Source organism: Magnetovibrio blakemorei, assembly GCF_001746755.1.
GTDB lineage: Bacteria > Pseudomonadota > Alphaproteobacteria > Rhodospirillales > Magnetovibrionaceae > Magnetovibrio > Magnetovibrio blakemorei.
In genome coordinates this window covers 86551-102878 of record NZ_MCGG01000008.1, presented here as the reverse complement: position 1 = coordinate 102878, position 16328 = coordinate 86551, and the positions used below count along the sequence as shown (strand labels likewise).

The 16328-nt window shown below is 53.3% G+C and carries 14 protein-coding genes and 2 pseudogenes; 9 read left to right on the top strand and 7 right to left on the bottom strand.

Annotated features, from left to right (window positions below; translation table 11 throughout):
- The first annotated feature begins 7 nt into the window (after positions 1-7).
- The 5 genes and pseudogenes from BEN30_RS02095 to BEN30_RS02085 all read left to right on the top strand — a co-directional run.
- On the top strand, positions 8-2797 hold the full coding sequence (locus tag BEN30_RS02095; protein ID WP_170826932.1) for a PocR ligand-binding domain-containing protein: 2790 nt from the start codon (positions 8-10) through the stop codon (positions 2795-2797).
- A gap of 151 nt (positions 2798-2948) precedes the next feature.
- A pseudogene (locus BEN30_RS19190) lies at positions 2949-3128 on the top strand (hypothetical protein); the annotation flags it as partial.
- Entirely contained in the window at positions 3064-3327 is a 264-nt protein-coding gene (locus tag BEN30_RS18230) for a SiaB family protein kinase (RefSeq protein WP_211563249.1), read from the top strand. The pseudogene BEN30_RS19190 and the gene BEN30_RS18230, both read left to right, overlap by 65 nt.
- 45 nt (positions 3328-3372) lie before the next feature.
- A complete protein-coding gene (locus BEN30_RS02090; protein ID WP_069956676.1) occupies positions 3373-3759 on the top strand; it encodes a DUF1987 domain-containing protein in 387 nt (128 codons plus the stop codon).
- 47 nt (positions 3760-3806) lie between these two features.
- Positions 3807-4067: pseudogene (locus BEN30_RS02085) on the top strand (3'-5' exonuclease); the annotation flags it as partial.
- Positions 4068-4975: 908 nt separating this feature from the next.
- On the opposite strand, the gene BEN30_RS02080 reads toward BEN30_RS02085, so the two are convergent.
- The 5 genes from BEN30_RS02080 to BEN30_RS02060 form a co-directional block, all read right to left on the bottom strand.
- The gene (locus BEN30_RS02080; protein WP_069956826.1) at positions 4976-5485 is read right to left on the bottom strand and encodes an FKBP-type peptidyl-prolyl cis-trans isomerase; all 510 of its coding nucleotides are present in this window, start codon (positions 5483-5485) and stop codon (positions 4976-4978) included.
- 19 nt (positions 5486-5504) lie between these two features.
- Complete coding sequence (locus BEN30_RS02075; RefSeq protein WP_069956674.1) at positions 5505-5858, bottom strand: hypothetical protein; 354 nt, start codon at positions 5856-5858, stop codon at positions 5505-5507.
- 137 nt (positions 5859-5995) lie between these two features.
- Positions 5996-7879 (bottom strand): adenylyl-sulfate reductase subunit alpha, encoded by a 1884-nt coding sequence (gene aprA / locus BEN30_RS02070; RefSeq protein ID WP_069956673.1) that lies wholly within the window; start codon positions 7877-7879, stop codon positions 5996-5998.
- Positions 7879-8361 carry an adenylyl-sulfate reductase subunit beta gene (gene aprB / locus BEN30_RS02065; protein WP_069956672.1) on the bottom strand — a complete coding sequence of 161 codons (483 nt, stop codon included), beginning with the start codon at positions 8359-8361 and terminating at the stop codon, positions 7879-7881. Before aprB ends, aprA begins: the two co-directional genes overlap by 1 nt.
- 43 nt (positions 8362-8404) lie before the next feature.
- Entirely contained in the window at positions 8405-9250 is an 846-nt protein-coding gene (locus BEN30_RS02060) for an adenylyl-sulfate reductase (protein ID WP_170826931.1), read from the bottom strand.
- A 635-nt stretch (positions 9251-9885) separates the two neighbouring features.
- Between BEN30_RS02060 and BEN30_RS18520 the strand changes: the two genes are divergently transcribed.
- A complete protein-coding gene (locus BEN30_RS18520) occupies positions 9886-10044 on the top strand; it encodes a hypothetical protein (protein WP_170826930.1) in 159 nt (52 codons plus the stop codon).
- 175 nt (positions 10045-10219) lie between these two features.
- On the opposite strand, the gene BEN30_RS18775 is transcribed toward BEN30_RS18520, so the two are convergent.
- Positions 10220-10774, bottom strand: a complete 555-nt coding sequence (locus BEN30_RS18775; RefSeq protein ID WP_211563240.1) for a hypothetical protein — start codon at positions 10772-10774, stop codon at positions 10220-10222.
- Between the two features lie 454 nt (positions 10775-11228).
- On the opposite strand from BEN30_RS18775, the gene BEN30_RS02050 reads away from it, so the two are divergent.
- The 3 genes from BEN30_RS02050 (at position 11229) to BEN30_RS02040 (ending at position 15413) form a co-directional block, all read left to right on the top strand.
- Positions 11229-12338, top strand: coding sequence for a YeeE/YedE family protein (locus tag BEN30_RS02050; RefSeq protein ID WP_245648956.1), 1110 nt, complete (start codon positions 11229-11231; stop codon positions 12336-12338).
- Between the two features lie 101 nt (positions 12339-12439).
- A complete protein-coding gene (paaI, locus tag BEN30_RS02045) occupies positions 12440-12928 on the top strand; it encodes a hydroxyphenylacetyl-CoA thioesterase PaaI (RefSeq protein ID WP_069956670.1) in 489 nt (162 codons plus the stop codon).
- 193 nt (positions 12929-13121) lie between these two features.
- Positions 13122-15413 carry an NADP-dependent malic enzyme gene (locus BEN30_RS02040; protein ID WP_069956669.1) on the top strand — a complete coding sequence of 764 codons (2292 nt, stop codon included), beginning with the start codon at positions 13122-13124 and terminating at the stop codon, positions 15411-15413.
- A gap of 33 nt (positions 15414-15446) precedes the next feature.
- On the opposite strand, the gene BEN30_RS02035 is transcribed toward BEN30_RS02040, so the two are convergent.
- On the bottom strand, positions 15447-16247 hold the full coding sequence (locus tag BEN30_RS02035) for a UDP-2,3-diacylglucosamine diphosphatase (protein WP_069956668.1): 801 nt from the start codon (positions 16245-16247) through the stop codon (positions 15447-15449).
- Positions 16248-16328: the final 81 nt, after the last annotated feature.

The window sequence follows — 16328 nt, the reverse complement described above, 5'->3', positions numbered from 1 at the left end:
TAAGCCTGTGACGCCCAAGTTCTTAAACTTTTCCAGCCTCAGCGGCAAATTGCTCGCGATTTACATGCCCCTGACTGTGGTGGCGGTCCTTTCTGTATTCGGCGTGCTAGAGGTGGGTTTTTACCGTGGAGAGCGGGCTCGGTTGATCGAGAACCTTACGCGAGCGGCCGATGGGCAGACCGCCGCCATCGAAGCCGCAGTATGGGATTTCGACATCCAGGCGGTGAGGAAGTTACTGGAAGAACAGTCCCATTTACCGTTCCTCCAGTCTGCCCAGGTTTTCGACGAGAACGGCAAGATTCTGGCCGCCATCGGCGAAACCGGTACGCCCCCCCGTGCTTCTGACTTTCGCATTGACCGCCCGCTGCAGCATACGTCTGTCATGAGCGCGAAGACAATCGGGCGACTGGTGTTAACAGTCCACGACGACGGTATTCGCGCCGCCCTTTATCGGCACCTTTGGATCAATGGGGCGATCCTCTTAGTCTTGATGAGCACCCTAATCGCTGGGACAATTTTCGGTGTGCGTGCAGTGATCAGTCGGCCCCTCGAGGAATTCCGTAACTCAATCGGGCGCTCGCCAGAAGAACAGCTTGCGGCCCCCCTGCATTGGGAACGCCAAGACGAGTTGGGGGACGTACTTCGCGCCTACCACGTAATGCTGGAGGCCCGCCACCGGGCCGAGACCGCCATGGTTCAGCGGGAAGAGGAACTCCGCATGGCTGTCATCCAGGCCGAGGCTGCGCGAATGGAGGCCGAGGCGGCAGAAAGGCTACTGCGGGATAAAGTCGAGGAGATTGAACGGTTTAACCATCTCGCCGTGGGCCGGGAGCTGCGGATCATTGAACTCAAAAAACAAATGAACACGGTCCTAGAAGACGCGGGACGAGCACTCAAATTTGATCCCGGAAATTTGTTAGAGGAGGCCTTGGTTTCCCCAACCTTCGCCGCAGACGGGGATATTGATTTCGAAACGGTCAAAACGGAGTTTGTCAAACTGCTCAATGAAAATGAGCTGCAAAACTTGTTTACGGATTTCTGCAAGGTCGCGGGCGTACCAGCGGCAATCATCGATCTAGAAGCCAATGTCCTGGCATCGTCGCCGTGGCAGCGCGCCTGCACTGATTTCCATCGAGTCAATAATGCGAGCTGTGCACGCTGCATAGAAAGCGACACCGAACTTTCCCTCAATTTGACTGAGGGAAAGAACTACGCCATGTACCGCTGCAAGAACGGCATGACTGACTGTGCGTCGCCGATCGTCATAGCGGGACACCATGTGGCCAACGTCTTTATTGGGCAGTTTCACACCAATCACCTTGATGAAGCGTTTTTCAAAGCCCAGGCCGAGGATCTGGGATTTGATGTAGAAGATTACCTTGCCGCAGTGCGTGAAGCACCGGTGATGGATGAACACAGCCTTCCCGCGATATTGGGCTTTCTGGCCAGATTCTCGAAGTTGATGGGGGCGTTTGCCATTGAGCAGTGGAAAGCCCTAAAGGGCAAAGAAAATGTGCAGCAGGAACGCATCGCCGCGATGAACCTGGCGGAAGATGCGGAAATGGCTCGTGCAGAGTTAGACGCCTACAAGGACCAGTTGGAAGACTTGGTCGAGGAACGCACGGCGGAACTGCGCGACAGTGAAGGGCGGACGAGACTGTTGCTTGAATCTGTCGGAGAAGGCGTCTTTGGGGTCGATAATGAAGGCCGTGTCACCTTCCTAAATCCAGAAGCCATTCGCCTGCTCGGTTATGAAGCCGAAGAATTGCTCGGGCAGAAAGTTCACGCCATCATTCACCACACCCATCCCGACGGTACAGAGTATGACGTCAAAACGTGTCCTATGTACAAATCTTACACTTTCGGCGAGTCCCATCGGATTGAGGACGAAGTGTTGTGGCGTAAGGATGGTACCAGATTCGAGGTCGAGTATCACAGCACACCCATCATGAAGGATGGGGAAATCACCGGCGCGGTGATCTCTTTTGCTGACATTTCCATTCGCAAGGAGGCCGAAGCGAAGTTGCAGGATGCCTATGGGGTCATTTCCGACAGCATCACCTATGCATCGAGCATTCAACGGTCAGTGCTGACCGGCGACGACACGATGACCGCGACCATGAGCGATCATCTGGTACTTTGGGAGCCTCGTGATGTGGTGGGCGGGGATATCTACTGGTGCCATCTGTGGGGCGACGGTGTTCTGGTGGCTCTTGCCGATTGCACTGGCCACGGGGTGCCCGGTGCCTTTATGACCTTGATCGCCAGCGGCGCGCTCGATCGTGCCATGACGGACGTTCCGCCGGGCCAAGTCGGCGAAATGATCCAACGCATGCATCAAATCATCCAAGTTATGCTTGGACAGCATGGAGACCGAGGCGAAAGCGACGACGGTCTGGAGATGGGCGCTTGCTTCCTTCATGGGGATTTGACCAAGATGACTTTCGCTGGGGCCCGGTTCTCACTGTTCTCCGTCAAAGATGGAGCAGTCGACGAGATCAAGGGAACGAAGAAGGGCATCGGCTATCGTGGTATTCTCCTGGGACAGACATACGCAGAGACTGAATTATCCCTCCAGAACGGTGCTTCATTCTATATGTCTTCCGATGGGTTCCTCGACCAAGTGGGTGGTGAGAGAAGGCGTATGTTCGGTAAGAAGCGCTTTAAGGAACTGCTTTTGAGCATGGAAGATTTGCCTTTTGCCGAGCAAAAGAAGAAATTCTATAAAACGTTGTTAGAATACCAGGGCGAAGATATTCGGCGGGATGATGTTTCCGTCGTAGGATTTAAGGTGTAAGGGGCAGGAAAATGCTTGCACAAGATATGTACGACTTTAGAAACCAGCTGGCAGAAAAAGGGATAATTTTCTGCTATAGCGGCTACATGACAGAAGAAGTTTTTGCCGGCTTGGCGGTGCCGTGAAGACATAGCTTGCCTTAGAGCAGGAGGAGAAATCCCGTGCTCGAACCCTTTTTGCTGTTTTTGTCGAGCAGGTCCACAACGTGGTCCGCTACTCCGCAGAACGGGAAGCCGATGGTGAGGGCTTAACTTCGATATGGCGTTCTGGTCGTTGGCAAGAAAGACGGAAAGTACTTTGTCTCTTGCGCCAACCTGATTGCCCAAAATGATGTTGATCGCTTGAGTGGCAGTCTGTCTAACATACAGCACTTGGCTGCTGATGGGCTCAAGGCGCTCTACAAAGAAACCTTAAAAGGTGACACGCCAGAAGGCAGCAAAGGCGCCGGGGTGGGTTTCATCGATATCGCCCGCAAGGCATCTCACGGATTTGAATTCGATTTTGCAAATGTCGATGACAACCACTCTTAATTTTTGCCTCAAAGCCTACGTTTGAGCCCAAAGGACAATAGACACATGGACAGCATAAAGATTGACGCCACAGAGCGTTCCCCCGCCATCGACTTCGATTTTGACGGCAACGTTTTTCAGATTAGCGGAGAATCCTATCCAGAGGATGTGACCGCTTTTTACGGCTCTCTGATGGAAACGTTGGAGGCGCACTTAGCGGAGCAAAAGGGCGCAACCATAAGCTTCACCTTCAGCCTGATTTATTTCAACAGCTCCACTGCCAAAATTCTCATGGGCCTGTTCGAGATGTTCGACGAAGCCGGGGAAAACAATGACGTCACCGTCACTTGGAATTATGAAGCTGAAGACGACAACATGCAGGAAATGGGGGAAGAGTTCGGGGAAGACTTGGAAAACGCCAAGTTCGTCCTCAATGAGGTTGCAGCTAACTAGGGTCTGAAGCCGGGCAAACGGCGCTAGAGCTCTCAGATCGGGTAGAAGATCGAAGTGGCCGGATTTCCATCGGAACGATGCATCTCGCTAAGGGGCTTGAGTTTAAAACTGTCATCGTTATGGCGTGTGATGATGATGTTCTACCCCTGCAAGAGCGTGTTGAAACCGTCGTCGACGAAATGGAACTGGACGAAGTCTATGAAACGGAACGTCACCTTTTTTATGTGGCTTGCACCAGGGCAAGGGACAGATTGCTCGTAACTGGCATCGAGCCAGCATCTGAGTTTTTTGGTGATTTGAACTTATAAATTTTTGAGTTTTGGAGTGTTGTGGCGGAACTGCGTCACGGCTCCTTGTGGTCGTTCTGTTCGCGGTTTCTTTTTGCCCTTAACCTGCAACACAATACGGATTTTCTTAAAGAACATGTGATCGAATGTCCTCTGCTGAATTCGGACTAGACAGAAAAACGGGCTCGCAAACAAAGTTTCCAAGCGGAGGATTTCAGACCACACCGTAAATGATTCCGGCCCGCGGGTTCCTCGAAGAGACCCTACTAAAATTGTGTACTACTAAATGCGTATCCTGCATATCTAGGCTAATTTTCAGTGTTTATGTAATTCAATGGGTTAGTGAAAATTAGACGGAAACCCTCATGTCACACTTTGAAAATTCAAACACTGGGTGTGTCACATAAATACAATACAATTATTTCATGTATCACACCCGCTAATTCGTCACGATTTGTGTGTCACACACCAAAAATTGGGGGATTTTACGTGTCACAAAGAAAATTAACGATAATGAGCGGCTGCGCCGCGCTCTTTGCGTTTGCATGGTTTGGTCAAATGCAGTGACGGATGCAACGCTAGAGCAATGAAGGTGCTGTTCACGCATTTTACTTACGTAAACACTTACTTAAATTACATAAATATAAAAAAATACAATAATAACAAAGAAGTAAAATTATTCATAAAGAGCTTCCCAAGCTTACGACGAGGGTTCGATTCCCTTCACCCGCTCCATCCTTTAAAATCTCAGTCTCAGGTATACTGAGCGAATATGTGCCGTGGATTGAGCGGACACAGGCTTTCGCGACACCTGCCGATACCAAAACAGCCCCAGGCGGTCACCTGGGGCTTGGGTCAAAGGCTATGTGTATTTAGGGTGTGCAGGCGTGTTTGAGAGGCCGGACAAGCGCCCTTGACGCAAATTGGCTTTAGATGGGCACCTTGCGCGATCCGCCGACGTCAGGTTCTGCGACGATGGCGCCGCCGACTTCGATTTCTTCATCGGTGGCGTCGCGAATAGAGAGAACTTCGAGCTTGAAGATGGCGTCGCGGCCGCACAGCGGGTTGTTGCCGTCGACGGTCAGGGTCTCTTCGTCCATGCGGGTCACGATAAAGTTGCGCGGTACGCCTTTTTCGTTTTCCATGACAATCGTGGTGCCCAGCTCGCGGTATTCCTCGGGCACATTTTCGAGACGGTCGGTGAAGACCAGGGATTCGTCACGCGGACCGTAAATCAGATTGCAATCAATCGGCACCTCGATAACGTCACCGACGGTCTTACCTTCCAGCTCATCCGTGACCGTAGAGGCCATGACCGAATTGGTGCCGTGCACGTAGCCCAACGGGAACTCGACATGGCTCAGGCGCAGGCCGGTTTTGCGGTCGGTCACTTCGTATGTCAGTTCGACGAACTTATTTTCTCGGATCACTTGCTTCATATTCAATTCCATCGGGTTCTTAGAATACGGATGCCCCGAAAATCTTGACCTCACCCTTATCGTTGTAGCCGAGAACCAACCGGCCCAGCCATTCACCTTCTTTTTTGGTGCTTCTGACGCGGTACAGCACGGTCACATGTTCACCACGGCGAATCATGCCGAGATAGTCGTAGACTTCCGAGAGGCTACGGGTCAGTTCGCTTTTGGCGAATTGTTTGCCGATTTCCACTTCGTTCAAGCCTTGGATCAGACTGTAGTCGAAATTGCGGATGAACTTTCCGTATTCACCATCGTTGGAAGCGCGGATGAGCTCCGTCCACATCGGCTCGGCGCCGTTCAGAATTTCGTCATCTGTGAGATCGATAATGTTCATCTTTGTCCTCAGTCATACGGGAAAGAAAGTCTTGCGGGGGCGTACGGGGGCATAAAAAAAGACCAACACCTAAATGCTGATCCATTTTTATGCCCCCGACAGACGTTCAACGTGAACGCCTGTCGGGGACAAGAAGATTACTCGGCTGCAGCAGCTTTATCTACATCAACCAAGTGATACAGAGGAGCCTTCTCCATGGTGTATTTGCCAGTCTGCGGATCACGACGGGACACGGTCAGAACGTGCCAGTTTTTGTCATCCAGCTTCAGGGCGTCACCACGGTAGTAGTAACCGGGCCAACGTGTTTCTTTGCGGAACAAGGTGTGTTGCATAACACACTCGGACGTACGATGACGGTGCTTAACTTCCCAAGCACGCAGCAATTCGTGAAGGTCCTTAGCCGCAATCTTCTGAAGATCTTCTTCCATGATTTTCAGTTTCTTGAGGCCAATGCTCAACAGTTTGTCGTTGGTCATGTAGTTGACCGTCACACCGCCGCAGTATTCATCCATCAGCTTCTGCAGACGGTCGAGGTTCTGACGCGGGTTGTGATAGTTCGGGTTGACTTCACCAGCCACGATATCGTTGCGATGAACCTTGTAGTGTTCCATCGGACGGAAGACTTCTTCTTTCAGTTTGGCGATGGTCGCCTCTGAAACGCGGATGCCTTCGGCTTTACCGTCGTCGATGTACTGACAAGCAGATTTCGCAGCAATGCGGCCTTCGGTGAAGGAGCCGGACGAGAACGCGTGCGGCGTGCCACCGACCGCGTCACCAGCGCCGAACAAACCTTCGACGCTCATCATGCGGTTGTAGCCCCATTGATATTCGGGCGGAGAGATATCAGCCGGACCGGAGCACCAAGCGCCGCAACCGGTGGCATGGGAACCCATGACATACGGCTCAGACGTGGTCAATTCCGGGTTTTCGTTCTTCGGATCAACGTCCGTGGCAGCCCACAGAACAGCCTGACCAACAGTCATGCCGAGGAAGTTGTGCCAACCAATTTCTTCCAGATGCGGATCTTGGAACGAGTGCATCGTCACCATGTGAATCGGACCGCGGCCCGCGTTCACTTCGTGGATGATCGCATGGTTACGCAAGCAGGTCGGAATCGGACGGTGCGTGGCGTGGGACAATTCGGGATCCAGGTATTCTTTACCAACCATTTCCTGCAGGCCGGGGAACCACTTGGATTCGTATTCATCACCATAAGCGTTCTGGGTGTAGGCTTTGAGGTGCAAGAAGTAAGCACCGACCGGGCCATAACCGTCTTTGAAACGGGCCAAAACGATACGGTTTTCCATCTGGGTCATCTTCGCGCCAGCGTTGATCATCAACGCATAAGCGGAACCGGAAGACCAAGGTGCGTACCAAACGCGACCAGCGCCTTCGCCAACGGAACGCGGCTTGAAGAGGTTCGATGCACCGCCAGCGCCACAAATCACAGTCTTAGATTTGAACACATGGTAGTCACCGGTACGGACGTTGAAACCAACGGCACCCGCAACGCGGTTTTCTTTGGCTTCATCCATCAGCAAGTGCGTGATGCAAACGCGGTTGTAGACCTTATCGGCCGACTTCTTCGCAGCTTCAGCAACGATCGGCTTATAGGACTCACCGTGGATCATGATCTGCCAACGACCTTCACGCAGATAGGAACCCTTCTGCAGGTCGCGCATGATCGGCAGACCCCATTCTTCGAACTGGTGGACCGCGGAATCGACGTGGCGCGCCATGTCGAACAGCAAATCTTCACGAACCATGCCCATCAAATCGATACGCGCGTAACGCACGTGATCTTCGGGGTTGTTCTCACCAAAGCGCGTGCCCATGTAGCAGTTGATCGCGTACAAACCCTGAGCAACAGCACCGGAACGGTCGATGTTCGCTTTTTCAGCAACGATAATCTTTTTGTTCTGGCCCCAGTAGCGTGCTTCGAAAGCCGCACCCGTGCCACCAAGACCAGCACCGGCGACGAGAATGTCGATGTTGTCTTCGACGATAGTTTTGTAAGCCATTAGTAGTAAACCCCTTCCTTCATCACGAGGCCGTTCGATTCCAGGGTATGCAAACCGCCGTCATCCATGCGGATGTACTTCGGTTCGTTATACAGCAACTGGCTGTTGCGTTGTTCCTGAGACGGACCAGCAACGTTAGCGAGTTGAGGAATACACGTGCCCCAGGGCTTCGTGGTGATCGGAGCCAGCAGGCTCATATCTTTTTTGCCGTTGCGGAACTTGATGCGCCAGGCAATGACACCCTTTTCTTCGTCGCGAACGACGCGGACGCTGTGGCCGAGCGGTGCAAAGTCTGCGTAACCGCGAACATCGATAGCGTTCTGCGGGCAAGCCTTCACACAAGAATAGCATTCCCAACACATGTTCGGTTCGATGTTGTAAGCACGACGGTAGGTCGTGTCGATGTGCATAATGTCGGACGGGCAGATATCTACGCAGTGTCCGCAGCCATCACATCGTGTCATATATACGAAAGTAGGCATAATTTATTTCCTTCCCTGTTAGAAAGAATCCTTCAGGATTGATTTAGTAGTGCTGAGGTTGCTCGCGTTTGATGCCGAGACCCATGTTGGCCGGGTTTTTGCCCATATATTCTGGGATATCGGGAAAACGTTTGTGCAAAGCGGGATCGGACAGATCGCCCAATTCCGGCAGGTTTTCACGGGAACCATCAGCTTTGATGACGCGCTTGTTGAACGCAGCAGCAGGCTTGAAGAACATGTGAGCGAACTTCGACCACAACACACCAGCGAACAAAACCGTCGCGGCAATGATGAACAAGGCCAGGAACACGGTGGTCCAGGGTGCGACGCCATTGGCTTGAAGGATGGACCAGACCAGACCGAAGGTCGTGGTGCCCAAAAGCGACAAGATGAACATGTCAGCCTTCACGATACGATACCAAGGGTTGCCCTCAGCAGAGACATCGACGCGGATGAAGAACCAGAACCAGTACCCGCCGAACATCACCATAGCAGCACTCAAGTGCCACAATTGAGAGACGATGGAAGGTGCTTCGTTGGTCGGATAAGCAAACACCAAGGCCACAGTCGTCACGACGAACAGGATAAACCCGTACATGGTGAACAAGTGAGAAATGCGACGGCGTGGGTTGCAAAACTCACCCGACGTCATTACATCGACAGCAACCGTACTGACGGCGATGCCGATTTTGTCACCGGCACCCAGCTCACGTGTGCGTGAAGCTTGAGCCGCTTTGGCTTTAGCAAAAAAGTATTTGGCGCTTTTCTTGTGGATCATGTCCAAAACTGTGCCGCCGATAACCAGGATAAACATCAAAACGACGTAAGCCTGAATACCGACGAGCGGAATGGTGGTCACAAGTTCAGCGAATGGATTACTGGCGAACATTAGTTCCTCCCCTGTCGCAGTCGTCAATTATTGAAAAATCTATAGGTCAGATCTTTTCTATTAGCAGCGCATTATATAAGTGAATCTTGTTTTGACAATCAGAATGATCAAACGCGCGGCAATTAGATGTTTTGACAAAGGGGGTATAGGTAATTTTTGTATTTGGATCCGTGGCTTAGGGTAATATATGACCTTATAATTCCGTCCAAATATATCCCTCTAGGGTGCAAATTGACTTGTATTTGGCCGATTAAGCCCCGCAGTTGAGGTGACATCCAAATGAGGTCAAACACCGAATCTTGATTCGAAGCGGTAATGCTGCAAAGCACAATTTTTAACCCGGAGTGACCTCTTTTTCTGGCGTTTTGTGCCCTCTGCCCCGGTCACACAACACCCTCGCAGCTCTATACATATATATAAGGTGTATGCCAGTTCTGCAGCGCAGAACTGCTGGAGGTCAAGATCGGGCTTTTTCGGCTGTGCAAAAAAGGGGTGTGAAAAGCTGCTTCCCTCCGGCAACACCATCCTATATATTCATTTTCGAATATTAGAAAATCTTCATGCTGGGGTAGGGTGATTTGCAGTTTTGCAGGGAGCTGTCCCGGTTTGTAACCAGATAACAGGTGAGTTGAATTATGGCTAACGTAAACGCTAAAGATCCGGTTCCTGATGGCAAGACCGAGTACTACACAACGAAACAACAACCGGTAAACGAAAAAGGTTTCGTCGGCTACAAGACCGAATGGGTCGAGTGGCAAAAGGAAGTTCCTTACGAGACCCCGAAACGCCCGTAGGCTTTTCGCCTGCAGGCTTTCTGGAGGGGCGCACGTAGCCCAATAAAGAATGCAAAAAGGGGGGCGCTGGACGCCCCCCTTTTTCTTTTGTCTATGTTCTTTTTGTCTGTTTTTGGGTCGCCATGGGTGCCCAAGGGGGCTTTACAGCACCCCGAGGTCGCCAATTCATCCCGATTTATACGGGATTGATCATTTTCTTCATGAAATCGGCGCGCTTGTCGGCATCCATCGCCACGTCTTCAGAAACGGGCATGCCCAAAATGTACCATTCTTGCGTGCCATCATCATATTCAATGGCGGGGCCGTCTTCACGATGCAGCTTTCCATTGGCCCACCATTGGCGCATTTCGTGCTCTTCGACCACGGCTGGCCCATCTTCGCGATGGCGCTCGCCATGGACCCACCATTGCAAGGTTCCGTCCTCTCGTTCAACAGCGGGGCCGCCTTCGCGATGAAGCTTGCCGTTGAAATACCACTCTTTTGAGCCATAGGCCTCGATGAGGGCCGGACCGTCTTCGCGGTGCAGGGCGCCGTTTACCCACCATTCTTGGGTTCCGTCCGCAAGCTCAACAGCCGGGCCGTCCAGGCGATGCTGCTTGCCGTTTAGAAACCAACCTTTTGATCCATCGGGGCGAATGGCTGCGGGGCCGTCTTCACGGTGCAAGCGTCCATCTAAGTGCCACTCGGTCGTTCCGTCTTCTTTTTCTATTTTTTCAGGTTGTTGGGACATCAATAAATTCCGTTTCACAAAGCCTTTGTCCAAAACCACAAGGCAAAAAAGCTTATTTACTCTCAACACAGACACGGCGTTAGCGCCAGCGCCGGCTGGCATACGTCTTATGCCGGATAACGATTTCGATCGACCCCTCGTTATAAGGTGTCGACCCTTCAGAACATAATATAAAGACATGCAAAAAACACATGCATTCGCAAATCAAATTATGTTTTGACGTAATTCTATATTAGTTTTATCTTATATAGAGACTTCTCGATGATCAACACTGAGAAGTGCGGGGGGCCTGTGTTTTTGGCAAGGTGTTCCGTGTCGTCCTTTTTTAGCAGAAAACAGGGTGTTTTGTGCCGTTCAAAGGTTTCGGTTTGCCTTATTTAGATGTACTCTAATCTGAGGCGCGACCAATTGATCAGTGACCTGAGAGCGCTTTTTTCGCGCGGAATGTGAATCAATGTCCATGAACCTCGAATATCTGTTTGGTCTCTTTGGCGAAGGCGGCACCGTCTCTTTGGGCGGTCTGGCCATTGGCTTGGCGTTCGGTGCGCTCTCGCAGCGCAGTCGATTTTGTATGCGCGCGGCGACGATTGAATTCTTTCGTTTTGGACTGGGTCCCAAAGTGGCCATTTGGGTGCTGGCTTTCGCGGCCGCCATCATCGGCACTCAGGGGGTGATCGCGGCGGGGTTGCTGGATGTGACCAACGTTCGCCAATTGACCGGTCAGGGCAGCCTTTCGGGGGCCGTCATCGGCGGCTTGATGTTTGGCGCCGGGATGGTTTTGGCGCGCGGTTGCGCCAGCCGCATTTTGGTGTTGTCGGCAACGGGAAACCTCCGCGCCTTGGTCACGGGGCTGATTTTGACGATTATTGCGCAGTCCTCGCTGCGCGGTGTGCTGTCGCCGCTGCGCGAATGGATTGCGGGTTTGTGGACGGTCAGCGACGAAGGCACGCGCGACCTGTCTTATGTTTTTGGCTTGTCCGATTCGACGCCTCTGCTGGTCGGCTTAGTTTTGTTTGCGGCGGCGTTGGCGATAGCGTTGCGCACGGGTGTTAGCCGTTGGGTCATTGTCGGCACCACCGGCGTTGGTTTGATGATCACGGCGGGGTGGTTGCTGACGTACACCATTTCGCTTCAGTCCTTTACCCCCCTGGCGGTCAAAAGCATCAGTTTCATCGGGCCGTCCGCAGATACCTTGATGGGCCTGATCGATCACACCCATTTGCCGCTAGTGTTTGATTTGGGGTTGGTGCCGGGCGTGTTCGCCGGGTCTTTCCTGGCCTCGCTTGTCGGGCGCGATTTTAAGTTTCAATGCTTCAGCATCGAGCAAAACCCCATGCCGCGTTACATCATCGGTGCAGCCCTGATGGGCTTTGGCGGCATGTTGGCTGGCGGTTGCGCTGTCGGTGCCGTGATGACCGGGGGCTCGATATTTTCGCTCACCGCGTGGATGGCATTTGTCGCCATGTGGATCGGCGGCGGCATAACCGATTATCTGGTTGATCGGCGCCAAGACGTTCCCGCTGCACAAGGCATCGACATCAAAAGCGGTCTGGTGCCGCGCTAGGGCGAAACTTTATAAATGGGCCCGCCCAGGCCCGTGATGTATTCGACAAAGCGGCTGGGCTTGGTTAAGGTTGGTGATCACCGATCAGGATCTCCCTTCCCATGACCCAGGACAAAGACCACACGATTGATAAAGACCGCCTGGCCCAAGCCGTCGCCGAGGGCATGTATCCGCGCGATCATGCCGCCCAAGGTTTGGGCATTGAACTTTTGCAAACGCGGAGCGACCGCGCCGCTGTGCGCATGGTCGTGCGTGAAGATATGTTGAATTTTCACGGCACCTGTCATGGCGGTTTTATGTACGCCTTGGCGGGCAGCGTGTTCGCGTATATCTGCAACGCTGACAACCGCGCCACGGTGGCCCAGGCGGGGTCCATCAACTACACCCGCGCCGCACATCTGGGCGATGTGCTGACCGCCACCGCCCACGTCGTCAACGCCGCCGGACGGATCGGGGTATATGACGTTGAAGTGCGTAATCAAAAGGACGAGGTCGTGGCCTTGTTTCGTGGTCAGTCGTGCAAGATCAAGGGCGAAAGCGTGCCGGGGCTCAATGCTCAATTCGGCCTGGACGACACGTCGGCGAGCTGAGACTTGGTACAATAACCTTTAAAGTCGCCATGCCTTGGCGTACAGTCGTGAAAATCTGTACTCTAAATTATACTACGCACAGATGCGGTGTTTTTTAAGCCGTTCTAAGCGTGTTGTCAGAGCGCCCCCCGTTTGTGTGTTCCCCAGGCACTACAAGACCCATCAGGACCAAGCACCACAAAGGCACCCCATCATGACCCGTAAAGTCACCCGCGAAGCCGCCCTCAATTATCATGAATTTCCGACCCCCGGAAAACTCTCCATCACGCCGACCAAGCCGCTGGCCAATCAGCGCGATTTGTCGCTGGCCTATTCACCGGGGGTTGCGGACGCGTGCACAGCGATTGTCGAAGATCCTTCTGCGGTGGCGCGCTTTACCATTCGCGGCAATTTGGTCGGGGTCGTGACCAATGGCACGGCGGTGTTGGGGCTGGGCGATATCGGTCCGCTGGCTGCCAAGCCGGTGATGGAAGGCAAAGCGGTATTGTTTAAAAAGTTCGCCGGAATCGACGTGTTCGATATTGAAATGGACGAAAAAGATCCCCTGAAGTTGGCCGACGCCATTGCCATGATGGAACCCACTTTTGGCGCCATCAATCTCGAAGACATCAAAGCGCCGGAGTGTTTTATCGTTGAAAAGAATTTGCGCGAACGGATGAAAATTCCGGTCTTTCACGATGACCAGCACGGCACCGCGATTGTGGTCGGCACGGCGGTGTTTAACGGCCTGCGCTTGGTCGGCAAAAATATTGAAGACATCAAGATCGTTTCCACCGGCGGCGGGGCAGCGGGCATCGCGTGCCTGGACATGTTGGTGTTGATGGGCGCAAAGCGCGAAAACATCTTTTTATCAGACCACTTAGGCGTCATCTACACAGGCCGTAAAGAGGCCGTCACTGAGCAAAAAGCCACCTACGCCCAAGACACCGATGCGCGCAAACTGGTCGACGTGATGGAAGGTGCCGATTTGTTTTTGGGGCTGTCCGCACCGGGGGTGCTGACCCAGGACATGGTCAAGATGATGGCCGTCGATCCAATCATTTTGGCGCTGGCCAATCCGGAGCCGGAAATTCTTCCAGAATTGGTGCGTGAAGTGCGCTCAGACGCCATCATCGCCACGGGGCGCTCAGATTATCCCAACCAAGTGAACAACGTTTTGTGTTTTCCGTTCATATTTCGCGGTGCCTTGGATGTGGGGGCCACCACGGTTAATGATGAGATGAAGCTGGCCTGCGTCAAAGCGCTGGCGGATTTGGCCCATGCGGAATCGTCAGCCGAAGTGGCGGCGGCGTACAGCAACGAAGATTTGATGTTCGGTCCCGAATACATCATTCCCAAGCCGTTTGACCCGCGTTTGATCGTCCAAGTCGCCCCTGCGGTGGCGCGCGCCGCCATGGACAGCGGCGTGGCGACCCGACCGATTGAAGATTTTGAGGCGTATCGGCAAAGCCTGGAGCGGTTTGTGTATCGTTCCGGCATGCTGATGAAGTCGGTTATGGATGCGGCCAAGCGCGATGTCCGCCGGGTGGTGTTCGCCGAGGGCGAAAGTCAACGTGTGCTGCGCTGCGTGCAGGCGCTCTTGGATGAAAAACTGGCTCACCCGATTTTGGTCGGACGTCCCGAGGTTATCGCCCGGCGCATTGAAAAACTGGGCTTGCGTCTGGGCAATGTGGAAATCTGTAATCCCGAGAACGATCCGCGCTACAAAGACTATTGGCAGCTTTATCATCGCTTGAACGAACGCAAGGGCGTCTCACCCGAAGCGGCCAAAACCATCATCCGCACCAACACCACCGCCATCGCCGCAATTATGGTGAAGCAGGGGGAAGCGGACGCCATGATTTGCGGCACCTACGGTCAATACATGTGGCATCACCGCTATGTGATGGGCGTGATCGGGAAACGTGAAGATTGTTCGGTTACGGCGGCGCTGAGCGTGTTGATTTTGCCCATGGGCACCATCTTTATGGCGGACACCTACGTCAACCCCGACCCCACCCCGGAACAATTGGCCGAGATTACGTTGTTGGCCGCCGAAGAAGTGCGCCGTTTTGGGGTCGAGCCCAAGGTCGCCTTGCTCAGTCATTCCAACTTCGGCAATGTGTCCAGTCCGTCGGCGCAAAAGATGCGCCGCGCCGTTGAAATCCTGGATGAGCTGGGACCGACGTTCGAATACGAAGGGGAAATGCATGCCGATGCGGCCCTGGACGAAGAAATTCGCCAGCGCGTTTTTCCCAATTCACGCCTCACCGGGGTGGCCAATTTGTTGATCATGCCCAGTTTGGACGCGGCGAACACATCGTCGAATTTGCTCAAAATTATGGGTAATGGATTGCGCGTTGGTCCGGTGTTGTTGGGGGCGGCGCAACCGGCACACATCGTCACCGCATCGGTGACGCCGCGCGGACTGTTTAACCTGACCGCACTGGCGTGTGTCGAAGCCCAGTTGGCGGCCGAAAGCGCCAAACCGAAAGAGGTCGAATAAAAGGGGCTCAAGCGGCTCGGTAATTGTGCTGCGTTATTCCGCTGCTTCGGCCAAGCTGATCGGGCTGGGCGGGTTGGCAACGGCAAAGGTTTCCCAACGCAAGATTTCCAATTGACCGTCAGCATGTTCGACCAACGCCGAACAGCTTTCCACCCAATCGCCGTCGTTGCAGTACAAGACGTTGCCGATTTGACGGGTTTCGGGGTGGTGGATGTGGCCGCAGACAATGCCGTCCAGGCCGCGACGTTCAACCACGGCGGCTACGGCCGTTTCGTATTCGGCAATGAACTTGACGGCATTTTTGACTTTGTATTTGAGATACGCCGACAATGACCAATAGGAAAAGCCCAGCCGGGTGCGCACCCGGTTGAGGCCTTGATTGAGCACCAGCATGAACATGTAGGCATTGTCGCCAATCACTGCGAGCCACTTGGCATAACGCACGATGGCGTCGAATTCGTCGCCATGGGTGACCAACAAACGCCGCCCATCTGCGGTTTCGTGAATAGCTTCGCGTTGAACCTCAACCCCGCCAAAATGCAAACCGATGTAGTCACGGGCAAATTCATCGTGGTTGCCCGGCACAAACACCACTCGCGTGCCTTTGCGGGCCTTGCGCAGAATCTTCTGCACCACGTCGTTGTGGGCCTGGGGCCAATACCAAGACCGGCGTAACCGCCAGCCATCGATGATGTCGCCCACCAGATATAAAGTGTCGCATTCGATGGTGCGCAAAAAATCCAGCAAAACGTCGGCCTGGCAGCCCAGCGAACCCAAATGCAGGTCTGAGATCCAAACGGTGCGGTAGGTGTGTTTGCGATCCATGGCGTTCATGACAGCCCGTCTGCGGCCTGAGTAAAAAACATGCGCTGATATGACACGTTAATTCTTACAGTTCGATGTCACTTTGGGACT